Source organism: Ferrimonas sp. YFM (genome assembly GCF_030296015.1).
In the GTDB taxonomy this organism is placed as follows: domain Bacteria; phylum Pseudomonadota; class Gammaproteobacteria; order Enterobacterales; family Shewanellaceae; genus Ferrimonas.
In genome coordinates this window covers 2,030,353-2,054,684 of the sequence record NZ_AP027368.1, presented here as the reverse complement: position 1 = coordinate 2,054,684, position 24,332 = coordinate 2,030,353, and the positions used below count along the sequence as shown (strand labels likewise).

28 protein-coding genes and 1 riboswitch are annotated in these 24,332 nt (G+C 57.8%); of the genes, 11 read left to right on the top strand and 17 right to left on the bottom strand.

The window, feature by feature from the left end; genetic code table 11:
* Positions 1-453: 453 nt before the first annotated feature.
* On the bottom strand, positions 454-3,639 hold the full coding sequence (locus tag QUE41_RS09565) for an HD domain-containing phosphohydrolase (protein ID WP_286342646.1): 3,186 nt from the start codon (positions 3,637-3,639) through the stop codon (positions 454-456).
* 270 nt (positions 3,640-3,909) lie between these two features.
* On the opposite strand from QUE41_RS09565, the gene QUE41_RS09560 reads away from it, so the two are divergent.
* Together QUE41_RS09560 and QUE41_RS09555 are read left to right on the top strand one after the other, a co-directional pair.
* Positions 3,910-4,272 (top strand): 5-carboxymethyl-2-hydroxymuconate Delta-isomerase, encoded by a 363-nt coding sequence (locus tag QUE41_RS09560; RefSeq protein ID WP_286342645.1) that lies wholly within the window; start codon positions 3,910-3,912, stop codon positions 4,270-4,272.
* Positions 4,272-5,165 (top strand): NAD-dependent epimerase/dehydratase family protein, encoded by an 894-nt coding sequence (locus QUE41_RS09555; protein ID WP_286342644.1) that lies wholly within the window; start codon positions 4,272-4,274, stop codon positions 5,163-5,165. Before QUE41_RS09560 ends, QUE41_RS09555 begins: the two co-directional genes overlap by 1 nt.
* A 69-nt stretch (positions 5,166-5,234) precedes the next feature.
* Here QUE41_RS09555 and QUE41_RS09550 read toward each other — a convergent pair whose 3' ends face one another.
* From QUE41_RS09550 to ohrR, 10 genes are all read right to left on the bottom strand, one after another.
* Positions 5,235-5,828: an HvfX family Cu-binding RiPP maturation protein gene (locus QUE41_RS09550; protein WP_286342643.1), complete on the bottom strand. Its 594-nt coding sequence runs from the start codon at positions 5,826-5,828 to the stop codon at positions 5,235-5,237.
* Positions 5,829-5,896: 68 nt separating this feature from the next.
* Entirely contained in the window at positions 5,897-6,736 is an 840-nt protein-coding gene (locus tag QUE41_RS09545) for a DUF6279 family lipoprotein (RefSeq protein ID WP_286342642.1), read from the bottom strand.
* An 83-nt stretch (positions 6,737-6,819) separates the two neighbouring features.
* On the bottom strand, positions 6,820-7,608 hold the full coding sequence (locus QUE41_RS09540) for a phosphotransferase (protein ID WP_286342641.1): 789 nt from the start codon (positions 7,606-7,608) through the stop codon (positions 6,820-6,822).
* Positions 7,589-8,164, bottom strand: coding sequence for a nicotinamide riboside transporter PnuC (gene pnuC, locus QUE41_RS09535; RefSeq protein WP_286342933.1), 576 nt, complete (start codon positions 8,162-8,164; stop codon positions 7,589-7,591). The genes QUE41_RS09540 and pnuC overlap by 20 nt, the downstream gene beginning before the upstream one ends.
* Positions 8,165-8,198: 34 nt before the next feature.
* On the bottom strand, positions 8,199-8,459 hold the full coding sequence (locus QUE41_RS09530) for a hypothetical protein (protein ID WP_286342640.1): 261 nt from the start codon (positions 8,457-8,459) through the stop codon (positions 8,199-8,201).
* 9 nt (positions 8,460-8,468) lie between these two features.
* A complete protein-coding gene (locus tag QUE41_RS09525; protein ID WP_286342639.1) occupies positions 8,469-10,586 on the bottom strand; it encodes a TonB-dependent receptor in 2,118 nt (705 codons plus the stop codon).
* 54 nt (positions 10,587-10,640) lie between these two features.
* Positions 10,641-10,744, bottom strand: a riboswitch (TPP riboswitch).
* A gap of 143 nt (positions 10,745-10,887) precedes the next feature.
* On the bottom strand, positions 10,888-11,280 hold the full coding sequence (locus QUE41_RS09520) for a YcfL family putative periplasmic lipoprotein (protein WP_286342638.1): 393 nt from the start codon (positions 11,278-11,280) through the stop codon (positions 10,888-10,890).
* Positions 11,281-11,291: 11 nt separating this feature from the next.
* A complete protein-coding gene (locus QUE41_RS09515; protein ID WP_286342637.1) occupies positions 11,292-11,723 on the bottom strand; it encodes a PaaI family thioesterase in 432 nt (143 codons plus the stop codon).
* Positions 11,720-12,223 carry a PaaI family thioesterase gene (locus QUE41_RS09510; RefSeq protein WP_286342932.1) on the bottom strand — a complete coding sequence of 168 codons (504 nt, stop codon included), beginning with the start codon at positions 12,221-12,223 and terminating at the stop codon, positions 11,720-11,722. The genes QUE41_RS09515 and QUE41_RS09510 overlap by 4 nt, the downstream gene beginning before the upstream one ends.
* Before the next feature lie 211 nt (positions 12,224-12,434).
* Positions 12,435-12,875, bottom strand: coding sequence for a transcriptional regulator OhrR (gene ohrR, locus QUE41_RS09505; RefSeq protein WP_286342636.1), 441 nt, complete (start codon positions 12,873-12,875; stop codon positions 12,435-12,437).
* A gap of 103 nt (positions 12,876-12,978) precedes the next feature.
* On the opposite strand from ohrR, the gene QUE41_RS09500 reads away from it, so the two are divergent.
* The 3 genes from QUE41_RS09500 to QUE41_RS09490 all read left to right on the top strand — a co-directional run bounded on the left by QUE41_RS09500 (position 12,979) and on the right by QUE41_RS09490 (position 15,463).
* Entirely contained in the window at positions 12,979-13,398 is a 420-nt protein-coding gene (locus QUE41_RS09500) for an MAPEG family protein (protein WP_286342635.1), read from the top strand.
* A gap of 208 nt (positions 13,399-13,606) precedes the next feature.
* Entirely contained in the window at positions 13,607-14,527 is a 921-nt protein-coding gene (locus QUE41_RS09495; RefSeq protein WP_286342634.1) for a glutathione S-transferase family protein, read from the top strand.
* 354 nt (positions 14,528-14,881) lie between these two features.
* Entirely contained in the window at positions 14,882-15,463 is a 582-nt protein-coding gene (locus QUE41_RS09490; RefSeq protein WP_286342633.1) for a lipid-binding SYLF domain-containing protein, read from the top strand.
* 47 nt (positions 15,464-15,510) lie between these two features.
* Here QUE41_RS09490 and hinT read toward each other — a convergent pair whose 3' ends face one another.
* Positions 15,511-15,861: a purine nucleoside phosphoramidase gene (hinT, locus tag QUE41_RS09485; RefSeq protein WP_286342632.1), complete on the bottom strand. Its 351-nt coding sequence runs from the start codon at positions 15,859-15,861 to the stop codon at positions 15,511-15,513.
* 183 nt (positions 15,862-16,044) lie between these two features.
* Between hinT and QUE41_RS09480 the strand changes: the two genes are divergently transcribed.
* The 4 genes from QUE41_RS09480 (at position 16,045) to QUE41_RS09465 (ending at position 19,396) form a co-directional block, all read left to right on the top strand.
* The gene (locus tag QUE41_RS09480; protein ID WP_286342631.1) at positions 16,045-17,805 is read left to right on the top strand and encodes a M61 family metallopeptidase; all 1,761 of its coding nucleotides are present in this window, start codon (positions 16,045-16,047) and stop codon (positions 17,803-17,805) included.
* A 19-nt stretch (positions 17,806-17,824) separates the two neighbouring features.
* Positions 17,825-18,388, top strand: coding sequence for a Crp/Fnr family transcriptional regulator (locus tag QUE41_RS09475; protein ID WP_286342630.1), 564 nt, complete (start codon positions 17,825-17,827; stop codon positions 18,386-18,388).
* Between the two features lie 59 nt (positions 18,389-18,447).
* A complete protein-coding gene (locus QUE41_RS09470) occupies positions 18,448-18,975 on the top strand; it encodes a YgjV family protein (RefSeq protein ID WP_286342629.1) in 528 nt (175 codons plus the stop codon).
* Positions 18,976-19,222: 247 nt separating this feature from the next.
* A complete protein-coding gene (locus QUE41_RS09465) occupies positions 19,223-19,396 on the top strand; it encodes a hypothetical protein (protein WP_157509183.1) in 174 nt (57 codons plus the stop codon).
* A 60-nt stretch (positions 19,397-19,456) separates the two neighbouring features.
* On the opposite strand, the gene QUE41_RS09460 is transcribed toward QUE41_RS09465, so the two are convergent.
* From QUE41_RS09460 to can, 3 genes are all read right to left on the bottom strand, one after another.
* Positions 19,457-19,951: a hypothetical protein gene (locus QUE41_RS09460; protein ID WP_286342628.1), complete on the bottom strand. Its 495-nt coding sequence runs from the start codon at positions 19,949-19,951 to the stop codon at positions 19,457-19,459.
* On the bottom strand, positions 19,951-20,418 hold the full coding sequence (locus tag QUE41_RS09455) for a hypothetical protein (protein WP_286342627.1): 468 nt from the start codon (positions 20,416-20,418) through the stop codon (positions 19,951-19,953). The genes QUE41_RS09460 and QUE41_RS09455 overlap by 1 nt, the downstream gene beginning before the upstream one ends.
* A gap of 93 nt (positions 20,419-20,511) precedes the next feature.
* A complete protein-coding gene (gene can, locus QUE41_RS09450; protein ID WP_286342626.1) occupies positions 20,512-21,159 on the bottom strand; it encodes a carbonate dehydratase in 648 nt (215 codons plus the stop codon).
* 153 nt (positions 21,160-21,312) lie between these two features.
* Between can and QUE41_RS09445 the strand changes: the two genes are divergently transcribed.
* Positions 21,313-21,780 (top strand): GNAT family N-acetyltransferase, encoded by a 468-nt coding sequence (locus QUE41_RS09445; protein ID WP_286342625.1) that lies wholly within the window; start codon positions 21,313-21,315, stop codon positions 21,778-21,780.
* On the opposite strand, the gene pdxH is transcribed toward QUE41_RS09445, so the two are convergent.
* Together pdxH and QUE41_RS09435 are read right to left on the bottom strand one after the other, a co-directional pair.
* Positions 21,750-22,388 carry a pyridoxamine 5'-phosphate oxidase gene (pdxH, locus tag QUE41_RS09440; protein WP_286342624.1) on the bottom strand — a complete coding sequence of 213 codons (639 nt, stop codon included), beginning with the start codon at positions 22,386-22,388 and terminating at the stop codon, positions 21,750-21,752. The two genes, QUE41_RS09445 and pdxH, sit on opposite strands and share 31 nt — an antisense overlap.
* Positions 22,389-22,470: 82 nt before the next feature.
* Positions 22,471-23,283 (bottom strand): AraC family transcriptional regulator, encoded by an 813-nt coding sequence (locus QUE41_RS09435; RefSeq protein WP_286342623.1) that lies wholly within the window; start codon positions 23,281-23,283, stop codon positions 22,471-22,473.
* A 136-nt stretch (positions 23,284-23,419) separates the two neighbouring features.
* Here QUE41_RS09435 and QUE41_RS09430 point away from each other — a divergent pair, with 136 nt between their 5' ends.
* The gene (locus QUE41_RS09430; RefSeq protein ID WP_286342622.1) at positions 23,420-24,331 is read left to right on the top strand and encodes a DMT family transporter; all 912 of its coding nucleotides are present in this window, start codon (positions 23,420-23,422) and stop codon (positions 24,329-24,331) included.
* Position 24,332: the final 1 nt, after the last annotated feature.

Genomic DNA, 24,332 nt, shown 5'->3' with positions numbered 1-24,332 from the left:
CCCAAATATCCTGTAGGACTGAACGATGATAATTGAGCGCAGTATATTTCAATCTTAATAACTGTGCTGTGATCACAAGCTAACGAAGCAAAAGAAAAAGAGTTGATGAACCCTTAACTAAAGCTGGGATCAATGCTCTGAATTAGCCGAAAAGTAAAAGGCCGGAAATATTCTTTCAGAACATTCCCGGCCCCGTTTATTTAGAACGATTACTTTATTCTTTGTTGTCGAACGCAATGTCTAAGCTGAATCACTCAGCTTCACTGCATCTCTGTTTGCGCTACCCCCCACTGTTCTGGGAACAGGAGAAACGAGAATCAGGCATGCAGATCGAACACGACCTTGATTTCAATCTTAGTTAGCTCTTTGGTGAGTTTGGCAAAGGACAATAGATGTAAAGCAATGCCTGATTCATTCCCTAATGCCCCGGCAAAGTCATCAGCCCGTCCAACACTAAGCCAACTCCGTATCTGCGACCGTCTCCTCTGCAAGATACTTGCTCAAATCCACCTCATCCATCTGCGAGGGTTTCAGGAAGCGCTCGGCGTACTCCATGTAGACACCAGTGGTGAGGAACAGGCGGAACACCTCCTCATCCACGTGATCGTCTTTCACCATCTTATGGAGGATATTGATGGCACTGCTCAGGGACTTGGCCTTCTTATAGGGCCTGTCATCGGCGGTCAGGGCTTCAAAAATGTCCGCCAGCACCAGAATACGCTCTCCCACGGAGAGCTGGTCGCCGGTCAGTCGCCTGGGGTAGCCAGTGCCCTTTAAAGTTTCATGGTGGGTCGAGGCATACCTGGGGACATTGGCCAGCTCCGGTGGGAAGGGCAGGCTTTCGAGAATCTTGATGGTGCTGACCGTGTGCTCATTGATGCGGAAGCGCTCCTCGTCATTCAGGGTGCCTTTGCGTATGCACAGGTTGTAGAGTTCGCCCTGGTTGTTTTGCAGCTCCGTGGGCTCAAGCTTGATGCCCAGGCTGGGGTCGTAGCTCTGTTTCCGCTCCCAAGCGATGCGATGTTCCGGCTTGTCCGACAGCAGATTCTCGGTGACAGGCAACTGTACCTGAGACTCGCCGCGGCGCCGCTCTTCCAGCGGCCCCAGCCCCAGGCAATCATCAAAGTGACGCAGCCAGGTGCGCTTGGCGATGCCGCGCAGGCGCTCGATGCTCTCATCGGCCATAAACTCACCGCCCACGTTGCACCTGGCGACAAATTCGAACTGCTCCACCAGCAGTTGTTGCGCCTGATCCCGTTTTGCCCTGAGCTGAGCTTCATCTTCCGGGGCGGCCATCACCGCCTTGAGGTAGTGAATCTCTTCATCGCGCCACAGTACTTCGAAACGCGTGCGGATTTCATGGATGCGGTTGTAGCTGGATTCCAGCTTGCTGCCCTTATCCACCACATGTTCCGGAGTGCTGATCTTACCGCAGTCATGCAGCCAGGCCGCCAGCTTGAATTCCCGGTGTTTGTCCTTATCTTCGATGGAGAACGCCTTAAACGCCGCCTCCTGGCTGATGCTGGCTTCACGGGCCAGCATCAAGCCCAGCTCTGGCACCCGGTAGCAGTGGCCACCGGTGTAGGGTGACTTGTCATCAATGGTCTGGGCGATCACCTCGATAAAGGAGTCCATCAGCCTCTGCTGCTGGGCCTCATGTTCGGCAATGGCCGCGGACATCTCTACCATCGACCGGGAGAGTTCATCCACTTCTTTGATGATGGAGGGTTGCCTCTGCACTTGGTGGTACTGACGGCGCATCACCTTCTCATTTTCTCTGGCCAACTGACGAATGGGGTTTACTATGGGGTTGGCCAACAGGTAACAGAACGGCAGCAAAGCCAGAATACAGATGGCGGTGGCCGTCGCGGACACCAGCACCTCTCTGCGACTCGCTTCCAATACAGTATCCACGTCCAGGGCCAGCGCAAAGAAGTGGTCCTCACCCACCCGCAACGGTTCGATGTACAAAAAGCTGTCACGCCCCTCCAACGGCAGACGGTTCAGCTTCCCCTGTAACAGACGCTCCTGTGCCGTGGTGATCAACGCCTTGTAGGGAACGGTGAGAGAGTCCTGCTGACGGATCTCGGTCATGTCCCCCAACCAACGCTGGGACAGGTAGAGCCTGTCCTGGGGCCCCACCTGAGCTAATGCCCGATCAAACAACTCGGCCAAAGGCTCCAACTCGGGCTTGAATACCGCTCTTAAGCCCGCATCGAAGTTCACCGCACCGATATCCAGGTTGGGCTCAATATGAACGCCTTCCAGAAAATAAACGCGCTTGGTGTAATCGAGGATGATGCGGGTTTCTATGGTGGCGTCCGCTTCGCCATTGGTTACCGCCATCAGAGCGTCGGCCACGCTGGCCGTTTCAAGAATGCGGATTTGTGGGTAAGCACGTTGAATTTCGGGAATGATCGACCAAGCGGCTGGTATCGCCAGCACGGCGCCATCAAGCGCCGCCAAGCTGGTGTAGCGCTGACCATCCATCCGAGTCGCCAACGCCATAGGCATCTCCACCATGGGGGAAGAGAACTGGCCCCAATGAGTGTTGCTGCCGGTTCGATACACCGGCGTCAGGATCTCCAGGTCGCCTTGTTGGAAGTGCTGCACCAGGGAATCCCAGGACACCCCATTGATGAACTCCACAGACAATCCCAGGCTTTGAGCCAGCATCTGAATCAGCTCCACCGTGTACCCTCTGGGCTGTCCGGCGATGGAGTAGTCCAGTGGTGCCCAGTCCATTTCGTTGGCGATGCGCACGGTGCCGAGGCTGTTGAGGTAGTTCCGTTCCTGCTCACTCAGAGTGAGCGGCAGCAACTCTCTTCGGGGCATCTCGGTGGCAGCGTTGCTGGAGGCCACCAGCTTGCCACTCAGGTCATAGAGAAACACCTCACTGTGCTCTATGGGCGTGCCTGTGGCCAGTTGCCTGGAGAGGAACTGGGACATGGTGGACAGGGCAATATCCACGGCAATCACTGCCCCGCTCTCCTCCATCATCATTGAGAAAGTCTGGCCTGGGGCCTGAAGATGCTGAAACAGGTAGGGCTTTGTGCGGCTGGCGTTGATGGTATCGGCTATCTGAAACCAAGGGCGGGTTGTTGCGTCATAGTCACTGGGCTCCACCAGTTGGTGACTCACCTGAAACGCTTCATTGAGAAACAGGGTGCGCTTGACCCGCTGTCCCTCCTCCTGATGAATGAGCACCTTGGCAAACCTATCCGTCAGGGATGCCCCCAACTGCTCTCTGATCTGCGGGCTGGCTTCCAGGTTGATCAGCTCATAAAAGTCGCCATTGGCCAGACCCAGGTAAACGGCGTAGAACTCATTGTTGTTCTGCAGCAGATTGGCAAACAACCGGTCGGTTGCGTACTCATCCACCTGGCTGCCGTCGACCAGGGCTGCATTGCGGGCCAGGATCTCCACTGAATGGGCCGCCTTGGTATGCAGGCCCTCGACTTTGTCCTGGGTGTTTTTCGCCAAAATCTCCGCCTGAGCGGTCACCGCCTCGGTGGCAATTTTGGACGAGAAGAGGTACTGGAGGGTAATGGCGGTGGCGGCGGTGATCAGGGTGCCAATAATAAACACAAACACCACGGTAACCCTGATGGAAATACCCTTAATTCCAAAACGCGACATAGTGGTCACCTCAATCCCTGAGTTCGACAAATCCAAGTCAGGCACAATCAAAAAAGATCACGCAAAATACGCGATCCCTGATGGATCGCCGTGCATCTGCGGCCAAAAAGCCGTACGCAGACAGAAGCCCTTCCCTGCTCAATAATTACGCTACCGCTAATGAGTCGAAATAGAAAGCCACAAAGTATCAATATTTTGTGATTTGTGGCTGAGCCGTGACCTTGGCCATAGTAGACTGGGCCGTCTTGCCAACTTTCATCAGGAGCCACCATGCCCCATTTTGTTATCGACTGCGCCCAGGAGGTACTGGAGAACCAGTCTGAAGAGGTGATTTTAAGCACCATTCACCAGGCAGCGGTCAGCTCCGGACTGTTCAACGAAGCTGCCATCAAGGTACGCATCAACCCTTATGCTACCTATCTGGCCGGCGGCAAACGCGAACCCTTTATTCATCTGTTCGCCCACATTCTGACGGGGCGGACCCAGGAGCAGAAGGCGGCGCTGTCCCGGCTGGTGGTGGCAGAGCTTTCCCGCCTGTTCCCGGATCTGTCGAAGATCGCCGCCAATGTCTATGAGATGGACAAGGGCGATTACGTCAGCCGGCAGATGCTGGAACATGGCGAAAGTCACTGATGACGGTGCTGGTGACCGGCAGCGCCGGGCGCATTGGCCGAGCCATCTACATCCATCTGGCCAACCTGGGATACCAGGTTCGAGGCGTTGACCTGACACCCTGCTCTACCGCCGATCTGGTGGGAGATCTCTGTGACGACGAGGTGCGTCGGCAGGCACTGGAAGGCATCACTGCCTTGGTGCACACCGCAGCCCTGCATGCGCCTCATGTAGGTCTGGCGCCACAACAGCGGTTCCAACAGATCAACGTAACCCTGACTCAGCAGCTGGTCGAAGAGGGTGTCCGTCAAGGGCTGAAACAGGTGGTGTTCACCAGCACCACCGCCCTCTATGGCCACAGCTCTGAACCCACTCGGGGCCGAGCGGCCTGGGTGGACGAACAGGCAGTCCCCCAGCCCAGAACCGTCTACCACACAACCAAGCTGGAAGCGGAAAGCTGGCTAAGACGCTTCAGTGAGCAAACCGGTCTGCCTGTGACGGTGCTAAGGATGTCCCGCTGCTTCCCCGAGGCGGTTGACATAATGGCGGTGTACCGCCTCAACCGCGGCATCGATGCCCGGGATGTGGCGTGCGGACATGAGTTGGCCCTGCGCCGGTCCCTGCCCGGCTTCAACCTGTTTAACCTCTCCGCAGCTTCCCCCTTCACCCCGCAAGATACCCAGGCCCTTTATGAGGATGCCGCTTCTCTGATTCGCCAAACATTGCCAGAACTGGCCGTTGAGTTTGACCGAAGAGGCTGGAGCCTTCCCCACTCTCTGGACAGGGTGTACGACGCCGGCGCTGCCACCCGAGCTCTTGGCTGGCAACCCAAGCATGGCTTTGAGTCAGTTCTGGCCCTCTACGACCAGGGTTTGGCCGAAGTGCTTCCCCCAGGGTGGCAAGCGGCCAGGTAGGCAGCGCTCAAAAACAACAAAGCCCGACTCTGAACGAGTCGGGCTTTTTGTTGCTGTGAGCTTTAAGTATTAGGCCTTGTCTTTAGGCCCGAAGAAATAATCCAGGCTGGTAAACTTGCCGCCGCCCATAAAGTAGAGCGCCAGCAGCATCACAAAGTAGGTAATAGCAAACTCGATGCCGTTGTTCAGCACCACAAACTTGCCGGATGAGGTGAGCCAGTCGTAATTACCGTGCTCCTGCAAAATGGCCTTGGCACGCTCCAGCTTCTCTGGGGCCGCCATCACCTGCTCATTGGCCAACCAGCTGGAGGCATCGGCAATGGCCAGCCAACCATTCTCCCAGTGCACCGCAAAGGCGGCCACCAGCATGGTCACCATCAATGGAATGCTGATCAGCCGGGTAAACAGGCCCACAATCAGCAAAATGCCGCCGAAAAATTCAGTACCGGCCGCCAGGGCAGCCATCACTTCGGGAAACGGCAATCCCAACCCCCAATCCGGATTCCCAAACCAGGCGGCGGTGTCCTCAAAATGGCTCAGCTTGTTGTAGCCGGCTTGAATGAAAACCGGAGCCAGATAGAGGCGAAGTGCCAAAGGCGCCAGGCCTTCCAGAGACTGGGTCGCGCGAAAGAAGCTTTGCCACAAATTGATCAGAGCCTGCATAACCATATTCCTTTTAAGTTACTACTGACTAAGATGACCGGCGTGGACGCTCCTTGCTTTCATCAAAGTTAATTTTTCGATAAATCAGCCAGATCATCTATCAAAGAGCCTAGCTCACGATTCAGCTTCTTGCGCTGCTTTCCGGTGAGGCTAGCATTGATGGACTCCAGAGCGTCGGCAAAATTGTGCTGATTCATGCTGAGCTGCTCCTTGTAACCGGCAGGCCGAATCTTATCCGGGGTCACCAGCAGCAGCCTTAATTCACTCTTGAGCAGGGCACCGTCGCTGCGATTGCGCAGTGCTTCCCCGAAGCGCTCCTGCCAGGCCTGACGATAGGCCACCCAGAGGTCCATGGATTGATGGCGTTCATAGTTGAACTTGTTGACCGCCTCTTTCTGCAATGGCGTCAGCTTACCGACCCAGCGCTTGAGGCTCTTAGCGGTGCGTTTGTTCGACCGGCTGACCCGTTCATCAAACTCCTTCTTCAGGTAACGGTCGATGTCCTTCTGATTCTCCTTGGCCAACTTGGACAACAGTTGCTCCACCTGTTCGTCGGTCAGGGTCTGCATCATGGGCACCAGTCTGGGCATCAGGTGATCGAAGATCCTCAGCCAATGCTGCTCCAGGCTGCGGATGTGTCCTAAGGCGTCCTCTGAAGTGAGCTGATGATTAACCTGATGTCGGAGGGTGACCAGCTGGTCGCGGTATTTGGGCAGCTCTTCCCGACGATGCCATTGCAGCATCTCATCCACCATGGCTTCAAACTGCCTTTCCTGAGTGCGGGAGAGCTCCACATAATCAGCCACCTCCCACTCGATGATCCAGTCCAGCCAGTTATAGACAAACTTGGTACTGCATCCTGTCAGTACCAGTGCCACCAGGGTGACAATCAGCCAACGTCCCTTCAAATTCCTCTCCTCGATTGCGCCTTACTGCCATGTTAACTCATTGTTAGAGTTGGACTCTGGGTATTAAGTTCCGGCGAACAAGGTCAGAGTGTCAGCAAGGATTCCAGGCCGGTGTTCAGCAAATGACGGTACCGCTGAGCCCAGTTAAGCAGCAACGTCTGCTCGCCACCTTGCTGCAGCGCCAGCTCACACCAGTTCAGTGACGTTCTCAGGTAGAGATAGCCGGCGGCGTGCAAAGCCTTCGCCTCGGTGGAGTCGGGCTCCACCCCTTGGGCAAAATAGTAACACCTGCCCGCTTCGGCCATTGCCGGCCACTCCAGCATCAAACAGGCCAGATCCCACAGGGGATGACCGAAACCGGCGTATTCAAAGTCGATAAGCCTCAGTTGCTGTCCCTGGCTGAGCCAGTTGCCCAGGCTGGGATCATGATGGGTCATGCCCGGTGCAAGCCGGCTGCTCAGCATCTGCTGTTGCCAAACCAGAGCGTCGGTATCCAGGGCGGAGGCATAATCCACGACGCCGACATCGATGGGAAGCCGGTGGAAGGCCAGCAGGGTGCGCGCCGCAGCATCAGGGGTGAGGGTGTCCGCTCGGGCCCCCCAGCGCTGAGTGACGGCGAATCGATGGGCGGGATCCCAATAATACAGCGCAGGTGAAAGGCCGGCGTCCGCAGCCTGACGCCAGATAGTCTGTTCTAGGCGGCGATCGGCACTCATGCGGGCGCCACTGTCGTGCACCCGCAGCAGGGCCTCTGGGTCACTGGGCTGAATCAGGTAGAGGGCATTGGCGCTGCCGGTGCCAAAAGGACGCAGTGAAGCACCGGCGTATTCCGGCACCTCACTGAGCAGAGTATCAGGCGAAGGCAGGCTCACCCTGACTCCGATAGGCGTTGCGCCAGGTGAAATAGCTGGCCAGGGCCAGGCCCACATAGAGGACGAACAAACCACTGGTCAGCATCATCTGCTTGCTCATGTAGAGGTAGATGGAAACGATGTCGATCACCACCCAGTAGAGCCAGTTCTCCACCACCTTGCGGGCGGTCATCACCGTGCCCACCACCGCAAAACAGGTGGTGGCAGAATCCAGATAGGCCAGGTCGGCGTGGGTGTAGTTGTCCATCACGTAGCCCAGCCCAAGGGCCACCAGGGCGGTGATGCCGATGAGGCGGACATGGCTGGACAGACTCCAGGTCTGGTAACTCAGCCCCTCTCCCCGGCCGCCGTAGCGCCACTGCCAGAAGCCATAGAGGGCCATCAGCAGGTAGTAGCCGTTCAATACCGACTCCATCAGCAGGGAGACCTTCCAGAACAGCACCACGTAGATAAGGGTGCTGAAGAAAGCCGCCGGCCAACACCAGATGTTGCCGCGCATCGCCAGCAGCAGGTAGGCCAGGGCCAGCACCACGGCAACCCCTTCCCAGGCGGTCATGGCGCCGGCCTGGGCCAGCGCCTCGGTGATGAAATTACTCACTGTGGTCAAGGTTCACGCCACCGGGAATAAACTTGCAGACAAACACCCCTTTGCCCCACTCCTGATGGGCCGCCTTCATCTCGGTGGCCAGCAGCGCCATGATGACGTCATAGTCGCCACACAGCTGAGTGCTCATGCCGTTGGTCTTGCGCTGAATATCCGGGTAGGCATCCAGACGCTCGATAAACCACTTGATGGGCAGCAGGTACTGATCCTTTAACGGGTAAAGGCTGATCTCCACAGCAAGTTGCATGGTGTCTCCTTAGAAGTAGTCGTAACGGAAAGTCAGGCCAAACTGGCGGGGATCGCCATAGCGCACGTACAGGTGCTCCTGCCAGCCATCGTTAGGTTCATTGCCAAAGGTAAAGCCGCGCACGCCGTATTTCTCATCGGTGAGGTTGCGGCCCCACAGATAGAGAGCCCAGCGCTCCGCTTCATAACCGATCTTGGTGTTCCACAGCACATAGGAGTCAGACTCGGCGTTGCTGGTGGCGGAATCTGAGTAGTAGTAGCTGTCCTGACCGTTGGCCACCAAGTTAGCAAACCACCCCAAATCATGGCGATAGGTGGCCCCCAGGTTGAACTGGTAGCTTGGCGAGTGGGCCAGTTCACGACCACTGAGGTCTACCGGCGTGCCGTACTTATCGTTGTAGATATAATCGTCGTAGGAGGCGTCCAGCAAGCCCAGGCTGCCGTACAACTCCAGGTTGGCGGTCAGCGCCCAGCTGAAATCCGCTTCCAGACCATAGCTGGTGGAGCCGGTGGCGTTGGTGGTGTACAGGAAGAAGCGCTGCGGATTGTTAGGATCCTGGGTGGAAGCCTCAACCTGCTGGTCCTGACGATCCATGTAGAACAGAGCCAGATTGGTGGACAGAGCGCCATCAAGCCAGCCGCTCTTCACCCCAACTTCGTAGTTATACAGGGTCTCGTTGTCGAACTCCTTGGCGCCTGGCAGGTTCGCAGGCACATCCATGTTGAAGCCGCCGGCCTTGTAGCCACGGGCAATGCGCACATAGCCCAGGTGGTTGTCAGCAAGGTAGCGACTGGCAGACAGGTGTCCGCCCCACATGGTCTCGCTGGGAGAAAAGGCCTCACCACTGTCATCACTGTAATCGCTGCTGCGGTGCTCGACACGCAGGCCGGCGGAGAGAATCCACTCGCCCAATTCGCTGTCCAGCTGAGCGAAGATGGCGCTGTTGGTGGCCTCGTAGTCGGACTTGAGGAACACATCCTCCCAGCCGTTGTAGAAGCTCTGCAGATCGTTGGACTCATCCAGCTTCATGGCGTATACGCCCACCAGCCAGTCGGTGGTGCCACCAAAGATGCGGCCCTCTTCCCCGGAGACCAAACGCAGTTCCTGGCTGTAGGTGGTGCGCTCCTGCTGCTTATCCCACCAGTAGTCGTACTGGCAAGGCACCGCATCACCGGTTTCCCAGTCTTCGCACTGCAGGTTGCTCCAGTAATCCGGGTTGGCCCAGTCGCCGTCGTAGGCATGACGCGCCTCGGTATCGGCAAAGCTGGTCACAGACACCAGAGACACGGCGCTGCTGGCCGCCCAGCTGAGTTTCAAGGACGCGCCAGTGGTGGTCTGGCTGTCTTCACCGGGCTGGTCGGTCAGGGTATCGAAGCCGTTGTTGTCCAGGGTCCAGGCGTCATAGCCATTGTCCAGGTCCGCATGGAGCACCGTCAGATCCGCAGTCAGGCTGTCGCTGGCCAGCCAGCGCAGTTTCAAACGGCCGGTCAGCTCATCACGCTCGTTGGTGTCATCGCGGCCCAGGTAGAGGTTGTCGCGGAAGCCGTTCTGCTGAGTCTGCTGCAAAGACGCGCGATAGAGCAAGGTATCGCTGGCACTGCCGCTGGCATAAGCGCCCAGGGCCATCAGGTCATCTTCGCCCAGAGTCACTTCGGTGCCCGCTTCGAAGTTCTCGGTCGGGTCGTTGCTCTTCACATAGATAAGGCCCGCCAGGGCGTTGGCACCGTAACGGGTACCCTGAGGACCACGCAGCACCTCCACCTGATCCAGGTCGAACAGGCTGGCCGCCATGCCGATGCCGGACAGGTCGATGTCATCGACAATGAAGCCCACAGAGGCGTTGGGCGCTCCCTGATACTCCTCCTGCTCACCCACGCCGCGGATCTGGAAGTAGCGCGGTCGCGAGGAAGCTCCAGCCCAACTCAGGTTGGGGATGTTCTTCAGCACATCTTCGAAGTGCTCGCCCCCCTGCTCCTGCATGCGGGCGGTGTCGACCACGGTGACACTGGTGGGCAGACGAGCGATGTCGGCATCACGAAAATCTGCATTGACGGTAATGGTTTCAATCTCTTGGGCCTGGATGGAGCAGGAGACCGCAAGGGCAACAATGGAAAGCTTGGTGCGCATGTCCTTTAGACTTCTCTATTACTAAAAGGGAATACGACCGGATTTGGGGCAGGGACTTCAAGGCTGGGCCTTTCCTACGCCGGTATTATCCGGATCAGGTTCGCGGGTTTTCCAACTGGAATCTCAGTATCTTTGCAGACACACCCCGAGGCAGAGTGCAGTATACCCCGCCCCCGCTCCCTGAATCCACGCTGAATGGTGCCGGCGCCGCATTTTTGCTCAATGATGCCGCGCCCACATGGCTTTAAAAAAGAAAAAAGCCACTAAAATTAGTGGCTTTAAAAGATTCTCTGGCTGTCAGTTATTCATCGACCACCCGGCGGACGCTGAGCTCAAACTCCACCGCGCCCGGGCTCAGGGCCACAGCACTGACCTGACGGCGCTCTCCTCCGGCCAGGTTGATGGCCCGCCAGCCACGATTGGCCGATTCCATCTCCTTACCGGTGTCATCGAAGAAGACGAAGCGGTATTGCAGGTAGAGGTCGCCGGAGGATTTGGAGGTCAGTTCCGCCCGCCCCTGCAGGCGACCGGCCAGAATCGACTTATTCAGTTGCGTCACCGACAGGTCCCTGGCGAGGGCGGCGTTATCCACCTTCAGCTTCTCGGCGTCTGAACGGGCCACCAGGCCGGAGGTGGTGGTCGTGCAACCGCCGAGCACCAAGCCGAGAAACAAAATCGATATCCAATGACGCATAACTGACTCTCCTAGTCGATAAGGAAGTGTGCCCTGGCTGTAGCTATGGGCTGTTTCCGGTTCGTTTGCCAACAGCTTACCGAAACGTTAGCCACTCGGCGACCCTGGCGGGTGATGCGGCATTCGGCAAAGGTCTCTCGTGCGTAGCCGGCGCGCAGATAATCGATGGAGAAGTCCACGATCTTCGGCACCCGGGCAGTATGCAAGATCACCATCAGCTGCACCATGGCAGACATCTCCATGAAACCGGCGATCACCCCACCATGGAGTGCCGGCAGCATGGGATTGCCCATGTTGTCCGGGTTGTTGGGCAGGCGAAACACCAGCTCCTCTCCCAGCTGTTCGCAGTTCATTCCCAGGTGTTGGGCATAGGGGATCAGTGCCAACAGCTCGGTATAATCTCTGTCGGCAACCGCTTGCTGGACAACGGGTTTAATGTTCATGCCTTGTCCTCCCCAAGCAGGGCATCACGAAACGCTTCGGTCACCAGCTCCGGTCCAATGCGCATAAAGGAGCAGACCACCTGGGCGATGGGGTCATCGATGGACTCCTGATAGGCGATGCCACGGGTAAAGGCGACGGAAGAGGTCAGCTTGAAACACTCCACCATGGCGTAAACAGGCTGATCCGGCTTGGCGGCCTTCATGTAATCCACCCGCAGATCCAGGGTAGGACACAACTCCAGCTGCTCTTCGCGGGCGTAGATGGCGCAGATCACCGCCGCACCTGAGGCGGTATCCATCAGGGTGGTGATCACCCCGCCGTGGAGGACCTTGGACTCCGGGTAGCCCACCAGCTCGGGCTCGTAGGGAAGGCGCAGCAGAACGTGGTGCTCGCTGGCCTCCAGGCAATCAATGTTCAGCTTGCGACACTGCGCCAGCTCATTGACGAACCGACCCGCCAGATCGGTCAAAGGGAAAAATTCAGGGTTAACAGGTTGCATCACAATGCTTGGAATTCCTTATCTTGGGGCTTTATCTAAGCAACATCAGTGTGCTTTTCTGCCTAAAAAACAGAGTTCAAGACAGCAATAAAGGATATCACTGAAGCTCGTTTACCGCTATTTGGCGGCCATTACCCCCAGTTTTCGGGTGGAAATCTATCGCTCCACCCCGACAAGCGAATATGACACAGGATGCATCCGGGCCCCTTACCTATGCCAATTGAGCCAGCAGTGACTGACACAGGGCTTTGAGCTGGGCAGCGTCCTGGGGGGACATCCCCGCACGACAAGCCATCGCCTGGGGCACCTCTTTTGCCTGCTCCTTGAGCGCTTTGCCCTCATCGGTCAGGGTGATCACCCTGACCCGCTCATCCTGCTGACTGCGGCCGCGAACCACCAGCTCCTTGCCTTCGAGTCGCTTCAACAGCGGCGTCAGGGTTCCGGAGTCCAGATTCAGTTTCTCCCCCAGGTCCTTCACGCTCATACTCTGGTGCTGCCAAAGCAGCATCATCACCATGTACTGAAGATAGGTGAGATCCAGCTTGTCCAACAGGGGACGATAGGCCCTGACCACTGCATTGGCCGCGCTGTAGAGAGGAAAGCAGATCTGATTTTCAAACATCAGCTCCGGGCAACTCGTGTCCTGACTCATAAATGACTCCACAATATAATTGCGCACAATATAGTTGATTTATCTCAGGAGCTCAATTAGCATTGCGCACAACCTAATTGCCAACTATTTGAATGGAGTCTCCATGATTGACCACTACAGCCTCTCCCTTGCTGCCCTGCTGCTGATGCTGGCGACCATGATGGTACAAACCCTGGTCGCTACCCTGGCCCACCGTAAACAGAGCCATTACGTGCCGGGTATAGTGGATGATGCCCTGAGTCACGACTCCTTCGTGTTTCGCAGCCACCGCACCTATCAGAACTCACTGGAAAACGTGCCCCTGATGGCACTGAGCCTGCTGGCTGCCATGGCTGTGGGTCTGGAGCCCCTTACCCTGGGCATCATCGCCTGGGTATTTGCCCTGGCGCGCATCCTTCATATGGCCCTCTATTACGCCATCGCCACCGAGAGCAATCCCAGCCCGCGCAGCTATTTCTTCCTGATCGGCCTGGTCAGCAATCTCGTACTGCTGGTTCTGATTGCACTGGACCTGATGAGCTAGGCAGCACCTTATGCCTCCCGGTGTTTCCCCGCCCTCAGAGTGTCAGTGGCGACAGAGGAGGCCGGGGTGGCTGGGTCGCGACAGGTGGACGCCGGCCAGCCTTAGGCGGGGGACACCGACTCTCTGGCCTTTCCATTTCATCAGAGGCGATCTAAAGTCGCTCTAATAGATTAATTTTTAGGCTTTTTGATTGAACTGGAGTCACATTATGGGCAGCTCCCTGATACTGCATCACTACCAGCTTTCTCCCTTTTCCGAGAAGATACGCCTGATGCTGGGAGCCGCAGATCTCTCCTGGAAATCTCTGTTGGTGTCCCCCCTGCCCCCGCGGCCCGCAACCGATCCCCTTACCGGAGGCTACCGCCGCATCCCCGTCGCCCAGTTTGGCGCCGATCTGGTGTGTGACAGCCAGTTGATTGCCGAGGAGATCAGCCAGATGAGCGACAAGGCGTATCTGGCTCCATCCAGTTCCAGCCAGGAGGCCCGAGAGTTCGCCACCTTTGCCGAGTCCACCCTGTTCTTCGGTGCCGCATCCTTGGTGCCGCCCAAGCAGGCGCTGAGCGAGCTCAGGCGCCACCTGTCGCTGTTTGATACCGCCCGCTTTATCTGGGACCGCCTGGGAATCGCCCGGGAGACCCGGGGAAACCTGTCCATGACCGATGGGGCGAAGCGCTTTCGCAAGGCACTGGCGGATGTGGATGAACGTCTGCAAGGGGAGTTCCTGTTCGGCGAACAACCCAGTCACGCCGATTTTGCCCTGTACCATCCCTTGTGGTTCCTGAGTCAAGTCGGTGCTGTGCCCCTCTCCCCTAAAGTCACCCGACTTAATGCCTGGTACAGCCGCATGAGCGAGTTTGGTCATGGCCAGCACAGCCGCATCAGTGCCAGAGACGCCCTTGCGGTGGCGGCGGCGTCACAGCCCCGGGGAGTACTGCCGGAGTTTCGCGACCACCCTGACGTTGGCCAGGAGGTGATCATCTCGCCCACGGACTACGCCAAGGTGGGGACCCGAGGCCAGCTGGCCGGTGTCAGCGAACAACGCTGGATACTCAGGCGCGAAACAGGCCGATTCGGAACGGTTCATGTCCACTTCCCCCGCAAAGGCTACCGGATAAGCAGCAAGGGCTAAGGCCGTCATAGACAACTGCGCAGCTTGGGTCTATACCCTAATGCAGCAAAGTTAAAGCTCTGACCTGAGGCATGTTTATCTTTGGTGTTCAGCATTTGGCCGAGAATGACGATGACTGAATGGTGGTTGTCAGTCGGCCCCGAAGGGCGATTTGCTCAGTCTGGATACCCATTCATTTCGGGCCCGGTGTCGACCCATCGAGGTCATAATGGCTGGATTCTGACGCCAAATTGTCGGTAAAGGTCAACACACCCTACCCCCTTCTATTGGATGATTCAGTCTGGATTCAGTGGATGGGTTATAGCCTTTGCTGCCCGTTTTTTGACCCTTACCGGCGTTCAACAGGAGCATGAGATGATCCGCTTTACCAAGACCCTGGCGTTAATAGGCGCCTCAGTCCTGATGTTTGGCTGTGCCACAGGCAACACCCCGGAGGCCAAGAAGGCCAATGCCCATAAGGAGGCGCAATCTGCCCTGTCCAAGATCGTGGCCGAGCACCCAGAAGCAGAAACCGACCTGAATAAGGGCGTGGCCCACCTCATCTGCACCGGCAGCGACAGCTATCTGTTTGCCCTGTCCAGCGGCGGTGGCATCTGCGAACTGAACGAGGGCGGCAAGCTCTCCTACTGGCGGTTCGCCTCTGCCGGTGCAGGAGCCGGCATTGGCTGGAAGAAGGTGGCCTATGTGCAGATTTTCCTCAACCAGGAGGCAGTGACCCGCTTCAAGGATGCGGGCTTCGATGGCCAGGCTCGTGCGGAAGCCAGTGCCAAGCTGGAAGACACCGACAGCCAGGCCTCTGCCAATCAATCTGTGGATGTGGAGGGGATCATCACCTATCAGGTGAACCTGATGGGCGCCGCCGCCCAGGCCACGGTGCAGGGATTCAAGTTCTGGCAGACGGACTTCACCGAAGATTTCGTGCAAAACGCCGGATAGGCAGGCACAAAAAAAAGCAGCCAGTTGGCTGCTTTTTTATTGGGTCATTACACCGCCAGCATGGGCCCGAGAGGCTTACCCCCGAGCAGGTGCATGTGGATGTGGAATACCTCCTGACCACCGTGCTGGTTGCAGTTGATGATCAGGCGATAGCCATCGTCATCGATACCGGCTTCCTTAGCCAGTTTGGCAGCCACGGTCACCATTCGACCCAGGGCCGGCTCATCCGCCGCCTTTACATCATTCAGGGTGGGGATCAGGATGTTGGGGACGATCAGCACATGCTGTGGCGCCCTGGGGCTGATGTCCTTGAAGGCGGTGACCAAATCGTCCTGGTAGAGGATCTCTGCCGGGATCTCTCGACGGATAATTTTGGAAAAGATGGTTTCTTCGGCCATTTTACAGGCTCCCGCTAGTCGGTTTTGTCCAAGAATCTCAGTATACTTGGCAAATCAAAGTTAGGGAAACCGCCACAACAGGAATCGGCCCCGATCCGCTCCACTCCCACGGGAGTACAAAGGTTTACCCTCAAGGACCGCGTCCATGAACCACCCCGGACCCAGCCAAAGGATATCAAGACCATGTTGCTCTACCGCATCTGTCCCATCGACCCTCACGCCCACCTGTTTGAAGTCACCCTGGAGGTCGGCAGTTGCCACCCGGGTCAGCGCTTCTCCCTGCCCAGCTGGATTCCCGGCAGCTATATGGTGCGCGACTTCGCCCGCAACCTGATTGAAGTAAAGGGCTTTGACGGCGACCGCCAGATCAAGCTGACCCAGCTGGATAAGCAGCGATGGCAGCTGGAGGAGGACTGCGATGCCCTGACCCTGAGCTACCGGGTGTACGCCTGGGATCTGTCCGTACGCAGCGCCCACCTGGATCAGACCCATGGCTTCTTCAATGGCACCAGTGTTTTCTTGAAAGTTGAAGGCCGTGACGCGGAATCGGTTCAGCTGGAGATCCTGCCACCACCCGGTACCCAATATGGCGCCTGGCGAGTGGCCACCGCCATGCCGCTGGCAGACAACACCGAACGCTACGCCTTCGGCCGCTACCAGGCCGCCAACTACGATGAGTTGATTGATCATCCCGTGGAGATGGGCACCTTTACCCTGGCCAGCTTCCAGGCCCGGGGCGTGCAGCATGACCTGGTGCTCACCGGCCGCCATTGGGCCGACACCGACCGTATCTGCGCCGACCTGAAAAAGATCTGCGAAACCGAAATCGATCTCTTTGGCGGTCAGGCTCCCTACGATTACTACCTGTTCATGACCATGGTCCTGGGGGAAGGCTTTGGTGGCCTGGAACACCGCGCCTCCACCGCCCTGGTGTGTGGTCGCGGCGATCTGCCCGCCAAAGGCGAGCCCGACATGACCGAGGGCTACCGCACCTTCCTGTCCCTCTGCTCCCACGAGTATTTCCACAACTGGAACGTCAAGCGGATCAAGCCCGCCCGCTTTGTGCCCTATGATCTGGAGCAGGAGAGCTACACCAGCCAACTGTGGGCCTATGAGGGGATCACCTCCTACTATGACGACTGGCTCACCTACCGTGCGGGCTGCGTCGACCGTGACACCTACCTGACCATGCTCGGAGAGCTGATGACCCGGGTCACCCGAGGCTCTGGCCGTTTCAAGCAGAGCCTGGCCGACAGCTCCTTCAATGCCTGGACCAAGTTCTACAAACAGGATGAAAACGCTCAGAACGCCATCGTCAGCTACTACACCAAGGGCGCAATGTTTGCCCTGTTCCTGGACCTGTCTATCCGTAAGGAGACCGACGGCAAGGCCAACATCGATCACCTGATGCAGCGGCTGTGGGCAGACTATGGCAGCCAGGGCATAGGCACCGAAGACGACACCCATCAGCAGATCGTCAGCGAGCTCATCGGCCGGGATGCCTCGGACCTGTTCGCCTGGTTGCACTCCACCGAGGACCTGCCGCTGGCGCCCCTGCTTGAAGAGTTCGGCATTGAGCTGAGTCTGCGCACTGCCACTGCCAACACTGACAAAGGGGGCACTCAAGGCGAAGGCCTGACCACTGAGCTTGGCGCCAAGTACAGTGTCGCTGGCCTGGGCGTCAAAATTGTCAACGTTGCCGAAGGTGGCAGTGCTCACAAGCTGGGTCTGGCAGCCGGCGATATTCTGGTGGCCGTCGATGGCCTGCAGGTCAGCGGCGATCTGGACAAGCGCCTGAACCGCTACGGCGTGGGCGCCCGCCTGCAGTGTCACTGGTTCCGCCGGGATGAGCTGATGAGTGGCGAGCTGGAGTTAACCGCCGCCGCCCAATCCACCAGTGTGCTGGCAGTAACCGACGAGGAAAAGGCGGCCAGGTGGCTCTGAGCAACACTGTGATTGCACTGTGATCACTGAACAGTTCAACGCCTTTCTTGCTGAGCTGGGGGGTGCCCAGGGCGCTCCCCTGCCCCCACTGGCCAGCTGTCAGGCTCAGACGCTGTCCAAAGGCTCGGTGCTCCTGCCCCAAGGGGCCCAGCAAACCCATGGTTTTTTTCTGGGCAGCGGCGTGCTGCGCGCCTGTCACTACTCCGATGACGGCCAGGAGCATTGCAAAGAGTTTTATTTTCCCAATGAGCTCTGTTTCCTCTACGCCAGCTGGCTAGATGGGCGCCCCGCCGACTACCAGCTGGAAGCCCTCTCCCGCGTAGAGGTCCTCAAAGTCCCCCTCTCCCTGCTGGCACTGCCCCAGTGCCAGAGGCTGGTCCTGGCACTGATGAAACAGCAACTGCTGTACAAGGAGGAGAAGGAGGCGTTTTTCCTGCTCAATACGCCCCAGGAACGTTATCTGGCTCTGCTCAAGCGCTGGCCCGAATGGCTGGACTGCATCAGCCAGGCCCAGTTGGCCCGCTACATTGGCATCAGCCCCATCAGCCTGTCACGGATTCGCCGGCGCATTAACCAAGGTTAATGCCGGGAAACGCAAATAGAGCGAGACTGACGCCAACCTAAGCTGTACCCGGATTGCCCATGTCTCCCTTTCTCATCTCCCAGGCCCTGGTGGCCGTCGCCATACTGCTGGATCTGAGCTCTTTCCAGTTTCGCCAACGCCGCCGCATTCTCCAGTGTCTGTGCCTGTCCACCCTGCTGACCTCGGTGCACTTCGGGCTGCTGGAGCAGTGGACCGGCGCCGGACTGATGCTGCTGGCCAGCGCCCGCTTCGCCGTCAGCCTCTTCAGTACCGCCAAGGGCTGGCAAGGGGTGTTTGTGGTTGCAGGCGTTGGGGTCACCCTGTTGACCTGGGCGGGCCTGCCCAGCTTGCTGAGCGGGATTGGCAGCACCATCCAGACCCTGGCCGCATTTCGTCGCTGCGATCGCCAGCTCAGGCTCACCATGCTGGTGGGCATCAGTTTCTGGCTGGCCCACAACATAGTGATAGGCTCTCCCATGGCCATCGCGTTGGAGTCGCTGTTTATCCTGTCCAACCTGGTTGGGTATCAGCGCCACTACGGCCTGCCCGGGTTTGGGAGCAAACAGGGTGTGCACGCCAAGAGCTGAGCCCACCCCTGGTTACCCACGGCTGAGGCATCAGCCGCTTTTCTTCGCGCTGACACGCGCCCCTTATCTAAACTGGTTCACCGAATGCAGTGTTCGAAAATAGTGTTGTTCAATTCCATGGCGATCCTCGGCTGATTTTGGTACAAATCAGAGAACAGGTTCTGAAGCCACAACGCTGAACTAAGGTCGACTGGCAATTTCCCTAGGGGCGCCCATACTTGAGTTCAGTAGGTTAAGGAGGTTACTGATGCAGTCCAGAACTGAACTCAATACCCTGTTACACAGGCGCTTTAAAGACGCCCAAACCATCTCGGAGCTGCGAGAGCGTCTGCGTGATATCGAAGAGGAGCTGCATCAGGTGTTCGCCGATGAACTGGCGCAGTTTGTTGCTCCCGAAGAGGAACACAAGAAGGTATCCTGAGCACCAGAACCCAAAACGCCTCGCAATCGCGAGGCGTTTTTTGTTGGTGGGGTGTTCGAATCAGTGCACCGCCTGATAGATGGCGCTGTGCCCTTTCACCCAGTCGCCGTTTTTCAGATAGTAGGCCTGCTGGTGCATCTCACCGTCCACAAGACGCACCTCGGAGCGGACCTCTTTGATCCCCTCTCCTGCGCCGGCGACCTGCTCATGAAAATAGAACACGCCATCTTTGGCGTACGCGGTACCCTTGGTGTAGAAGCCTGCGGTGGTGAAGTAGTAGAACACCAGGCTTTTCGCCTGCTCATCCCACACCATCATGGTCTCCCCCTCATACTGCCCCTTGTTGAGGGAGTGGGTAATGCGCACCGCCTTGCCCTGCAGGGCTGGTTGCCACTGGGACACATCGATCACCGGCTTCTCCGGAGTCGAATCGGAAAACTCACCACGCCACACTTTACCCAGGAAAGGGCGCAGGGGCTCCAGCTTGGGATCCAGGTCCCAGCCCCAGGCGGGCTGAGCCAACAACAGGAAAATCAGGGCTATCCATCTGGCCATCATGCTGTCCTTTTTTGATTTTCAAAATAGCGGGTTAACGCCTTATCCCAACGCTGAACAAACTCTTCCCAAAACCCGTCATCCAGGCGTTCCAGCTGCTTGTCGCCCCTGGGGCCTATGGCGGTATACAGGTAGTTGAGCTGGATGACACACCCCTGGGGTGCTGGGCAGACGCCGATACGGATACGGGTAAGCAATTGTTCAGGAAGGGTTTTAAGCAGTTCCAGTTGGCCCTTTTCTGGATCTGACTCCAGGACATACCAGGTGGCTGGCCCGGCGGGCTCCTGGGTAGTGAAGACACAGTCTGACTCGACTCGGCCACTGTTACTCCACACCATGAGAGGATCCCATCCTGGTACCCATTCGCGCTCACGCACCGGACACATCAAAGGAAACACCTCTGATGCGCTGTGACTGCTGCGGATCTCGCCGCGATACTGCTTTGACTGGCGGGGACGGACGATCATCTTGCACTCCATGGAAAATGGCGAAAAAAGAGCAACTTTTTTCGCCGTTTACCTTCGCTCCTAAGGAGACTATAGCAAGAAATGACCGGGAGGCTATTGGCTGTTTATCGCCTCAATGGCGGCTTTGCGAGCTTCCCACACCTGGCCACGTCCGTTGACGGTCAGCCCCAGGTCGGTGATCAGGCCCCCTTTCAGGTCGTAGATCCAGGCGTGAACACTGAGATCCTGGCCCCTGTCCCAGGCAGCCTTACAAATGGTGGTCTGGCAGACATTGGCGGCCTGCTCGATGGCATTGAGCTCGCACAGGCGATTGCCACGGTCCTCGGTGCTCATCTCGTCCAGCAGCAGCTTGTGGTCCTCGTAGGTGTCACGAACGTGACGCAACCAATTGCTGGCCAGGCCCAGGTAATCCCCCTGCATGGAGGCGTTGACACCACCACAGCCATAGTGACCACAAACGATGATGTGTTTCACTTTAAGAACATCAACGGCGTACTCAATGACCGACAGGCAGTTCATGTCGCTGTGAACCACCACGTTGGCGATATTGCGGTGAACGAAGATCTCCCCTGGCGCCAGATCGATGATCTGGTTTGCCGGCACCCGGCTATCGGAGCAGCCGATCCACAGGTATTCAGGAGACTGTTGCTCTACCAGCTGGCTAAAAAACTCTGGATTCTCTTTCTCGACGCGCTCGGCCCACTGCTTATTGCGCTCAAACAGATGATCAAGATCTGCCATCTTCATACCCCGTTGTGTAAATACTGCGATGCATTATATAGATTTTTATTCAGTAACTGGTCGAAACACCTTAAAACAAAGTTCGGAAATTCTGGCGTTTTTCAGTTGGTTAATTATCATTAAACCAGATTTGAACAATTTTTGGACCCTTGGATGAGCCAAATTCAACTGCGGCCGGCCAACTGGGAAGACATTCCCGCCATCCAGGTGGTGCGCAATGCCGTGCGCGAAAACCGCCTGTCGGTCCCCGGCAGCATCAAGGATGCCGATGTGGCCAGCTACCTGAAAGAACGAGGCCGGGGCTGGGTCTGTGAAGTGGGCGACCGCATCGTTGGCTTCTCCATTGCTGACGCCGCCGATGCCAGCATCTGGGCCCTGTTCCTGCTGCCGGAATGGGAGGGCCAGGGATTGGGTCGACAGTTGCTGGACGCCGCCTGTGACTGGCTGTTTGCACAAGGGGTGAAGGAGATCCGCCTCTCCACCGACGCCCGTACCCGGGCCCATGGCTTCTACCTGCACCTTGGCTGGCAAGAAGCCGGGACCAAATGCAACGGCGAGGTCAGGCTGACCTTTCGCCGCAATCACACCCTTCAGGGCGCCAACCGCTCCACCTGCCAGTGAGCACCATCAGAGGTATAGAGGAACCTGTCGTGCAGACGACGATCCCCGCCCTGCCAGAACTCCACCGAGTCCGGCTTCACCCGATACCCTCCCCAGAAATCCGGCAAAGGCACCTCACCCTTGGCAAATTTCTGCTTCAGCTCTAGAAATTTGGACTCAAGCACTTGCCTGGCAGAGATGCGACTGCTCTGCTGAGAGACCCAGGCACCGATCTGGCTGTCCTTGGGACGGGTGACAAAGTAGGCCAGAACCTCCCTCTTGGTCAGAGGCTCGGCTTCTCCAGTGAAATGCACCTGACGTTCCAGCTCATGCCAGGGCATCAGCAAACTGACCTTAGGGTTGTGGGCCATGTGCTCTGACTTACGGCTGCCCAGGTTGGTGAAGAACACCAGGCCATCCCGATCAAACTTCTTCAGCAACACGATGCGTTGAAAGGGCTGGCCCTGGCTGTCGACGGTAGCCAGGCTCATGGCGGTGGGGTCCGACAATCCTGCTTCACTGGCCTGGTGCATCCAGATTTCAAACAGTGCCATGGGCTCCTCAGGGAGATCCTTGCGGCGCAAGCCGCCCTTTAGGTACTCACGGCGAACATTGGTGTAATCGGCCACTCTCTACTTCCTTGATCTACAAATTATTCTTGTCGGCACTGACGCCGCTCTTCCATCATTCTACTGCTCTGTTGACCTTTTGCTAAGCACCACTCTGACGATTTCTCTGACGCCGGTACTGCTCCGGGGTGGTCCCGGCCAGCCGGCTGAACATGGTGATAAAAGCCGAAGGGCTGGAGTAGCCCAGCTCCAACGCCACCTGGTTGACCTTCATGCCTCGGCGCAGCATTCCCAGGGCTTCGAGGAATCGCAGCCGCTGTCGCCAGTCGCTGAAGCTCATCCCCAGGTGACGATGGAAATGGCGAGTCAGGGTGCGTTCGGTGCTGTACACCCGCTCCGCCCACTGGGCCAGGGTGCGCTTGTCCGAGGGATCCTGCTGCAGGGCGGCCAGAATGGGTTTGAGCAGCGGATCGTCACTGTGGGGCAAATAGGCCGCCATGGGCTCCTCTCGGAGCAGTTGATCCACCAGTACCATGGCCAGACGATGGTCTTCCGGCGTGCTGGCATACTGTTGCTTGCGATCGGCGAAATCCTCCATCACCGCCCGGAACACCCCGGAGAGGCGGATCATGCAGGCCTTGCCCGGCAGCCTGGCCGAGAGTTCAGGACGCAGATAGAGGGCCCGGTAACTGACCTTCTGCCGGCTGTAACTGGTGTGCTCCACCAGGGGTGGGATCCAGATGGCGTACTGAGGCGGAGACAGGAAGGGGCGGCCATCTACGGTAATTTCGATCACCCCCTGCTCCACCACGTTCAACTGACCCCAGGCGTGGCTGTGAGGCAGGAAGGTGGTGTCGGCAGCGATATCTTCCCGGTGGAGATAGATATCACTGGCGGAAGTTTCAAATGGCAGCGGATATCGCTCCAAAACTTCGCTGGCAAGCTCCTGATCCATAACTGTTCTGTACCGATCACAAAAAACTGTCCTGAGAGCATAACACCTTGTCAGAAAATCGTTATATCTATTTTTGCTGTCACATTTACAATGCGCTCCCGTAGTAGATAACCCTTTTCGTGTGGAGTCGTTGCCTGTGAGCAAATCCGCCTACCTCTTCCCCCTGGCAACCGTGATCGCCTGGGCGGGAAACGGTATTGTCAGCAAGATGTCCGTGGACGTGGTCAGCCCCGGAACCATTGCCTTCTATCGCTGGTTGCTGGCCGCCCTAGTGCTGCTTCCCTTTGTGGCGCCCACCCTGTGGCGCCAACGCCGGGCCATTCGCAAGCACTTTTTTAAGCTCAGTGTCCTCGGTGCCCTGGGCATGGTGGTGCTGCAGACCCTGACCTATGTCTCCGCACAGACCACCTCTGCCACCAACATCGCGCTCATCGGCTCCGTGGTTCCCATGATGACCATGGCCTGGGGCGTGGTGCTGAACCGGGAGGCGCCCACCCAGGGCATGGTCGCCGGCTCGCTGATCTCCTTCCTGGGTCTGTCTGTGCTGCTGACTCAGGGGCACCCCCTGGACCTGCTTAACCAAAGTCTGAACCAGGGTGACGTGCTGTTGCTTCTCGGTGCGGTCTGTTACGGCCTTTACGGGGTGTTGCTGCGCAAGTGGAAACTGCCCTTCTCCACCTGGCCCTCTCTGTTTTTGCAGATGAGTATGGGCGCCCTGTGGCTGCTGCCGGTCTACCTGACCCAAGCTGACAAGAGCGTGTCCATGGAAGCCTGGCCCATGGTGCTGTTCGCCGCTCTGGTGGCCTCCCTGTTCGCCACCTACAGCTGGCTGCGGGGCATTCAGGCCCTGGGCGCCAACCGCTGTACCGCCTTTATGAACCTGAACCCGCTGATTGGCACCGGCCTGGCGGTCTGGCTGCTGGGCGAAAGCCTGTCCCAGGCGCATTATCTTGGCGGCGGTCTCACCCTGTTGGGGGTGTTTCTGACCCAAAGGCTCAAGTCTCCGGCCAGACTGCGGCGCAAACGCCAGCCGCTGCCTGAGAGCTAAC

Excerpts from the sequence above, each read along its gene's own strand:
- QUE41_RS09565 (WP_286342646.1), bottom strand. The coding sequence starts at position 3,639 with ATGTCGCGTTTTGGAATTAAGGGTATTTCCATCAGGGTTACCGTGGTG.
- QUE41_RS09560 (WP_286342645.1), top strand. The coding sequence starts at position 3,910 with ATGCCCCATTTTGTTATCGACTGCGCCCAGGAGGTACTGGAGAACCAG.
- QUE41_RS09555 (WP_286342644.1), top strand. The coding sequence starts at position 4,272 with ATGACGGTGCTGGTGACCGGCAGCGCCGGGCGCATTGGCCGAGCCATC.
- QUE41_RS09550 (WP_286342643.1), bottom strand. The coding sequence starts at position 5,828 with ATGCAGGCTCTGATCAATTTGTGGCAAAGCTTCTTTCGCGCGACCCAG.
- pnuC (WP_286342933.1), bottom strand. The coding sequence starts at position 8,164 with ATGACCGCCTGGGAAGGGGTTGCCGTGGTGCTGGCCCTGGCCTACCTG.
- QUE41_RS09530 (WP_286342640.1), bottom strand. The coding sequence starts at position 8,459 with ATGCAACTTGCTGTGGAGATCAGCCTTTACCCGTTAAAGGATCAGTAC.
- QUE41_RS09525 (WP_286342639.1), bottom strand. The coding sequence starts at position 10,586 with ATGCGCACCAAGCTTTCCATTGTTGCCCTTGCGGTCTCCTGCTCCATC.
- QUE41_RS09520 (WP_286342638.1), bottom strand. The coding sequence starts at position 11,280 with ATGCGTCATTGGATATCGATTTTGTTTCTCGGCTTGGTGCTCGGCGGT.
- QUE41_RS09515 (WP_286342637.1), bottom strand. The coding sequence starts at position 11,723 with ATGAACATTAAACCCGTTGTCCAGCAAGCGGTTGCCGACAGAGATTAT.
- QUE41_RS09510 (WP_286342932.1), bottom strand. The coding sequence starts at position 12,223 with ATGCAACCTGTTAACCCTGAATTTTTCCCTTTGACCGATCTGGCGGGT.
- ohrR (WP_286342636.1), bottom strand. The coding sequence starts at position 12,875 with ATGAGTCAGGACACGAGTTGCCCGGAGCTGATGTTTGAAAATCAGATC.
- QUE41_RS09500 (WP_286342635.1), top strand. The coding sequence starts at position 12,979 with ATGATTGACCACTACAGCCTCTCCCTTGCTGCCCTGCTGCTGATGCTG.
- QUE41_RS09495 (WP_286342634.1), top strand. The coding sequence starts at position 13,607 with ATGGGCAGCTCCCTGATACTGCATCACTACCAGCTTTCTCCCTTTTCC.
- QUE41_RS09490 (WP_286342633.1), top strand. The coding sequence starts at position 14,882 with ATGATCCGCTTTACCAAGACCCTGGCGTTAATAGGCGCCTCAGTCCTG.
- hinT (WP_286342632.1), bottom strand. The coding sequence starts at position 15,861 with ATGGCCGAAGAAACCATCTTTTCCAAAATTATCCGTCGAGAGATCCCG.
- QUE41_RS09480 (WP_286342631.1), top strand. The coding sequence starts at position 16,045 with ATGTTGCTCTACCGCATCTGTCCCATCGACCCTCACGCCCACCTGTTT.
- QUE41_RS09470 (WP_286342629.1), top strand. The coding sequence starts at position 18,448 with ATGTCTCCCTTTCTCATCTCCCAGGCCCTGGTGGCCGTCGCCATACTG.
- QUE41_RS09465 (WP_157509183.1), top strand. The coding sequence starts at position 19,223 with ATGCAGTCCAGAACTGAACTCAATACCCTGTTACACAGGCGCTTTAAA.
- QUE41_RS09460 (WP_286342628.1), bottom strand. The coding sequence starts at position 19,951 with ATGGCCAGATGGATAGCCCTGATTTTCCTGTTGTTGGCTCAGCCCGCC.
- QUE41_RS09455 (WP_286342627.1), bottom strand. The coding sequence starts at position 20,418 with ATGATCGTCCGTCCCCGCCAGTCAAAGCAGTATCGCGGCGAGATCCGC.
- can (WP_286342626.1), bottom strand. The coding sequence starts at position 21,159 with ATGGCAGATCTTGATCATCTGTTTGAGCGCAATAAGCAGTGGGCCGAG.
- QUE41_RS09445 (WP_286342625.1), top strand. The coding sequence starts at position 21,313 with ATGAGCCAAATTCAACTGCGGCCGGCCAACTGGGAAGACATTCCCGCC.
- QUE41_RS09435 (WP_286342623.1), bottom strand. The coding sequence starts at position 23,283 with ATGGATCAGGAGCTTGCCAGCGAAGTTTTGGAGCGATATCCGCTGCCA.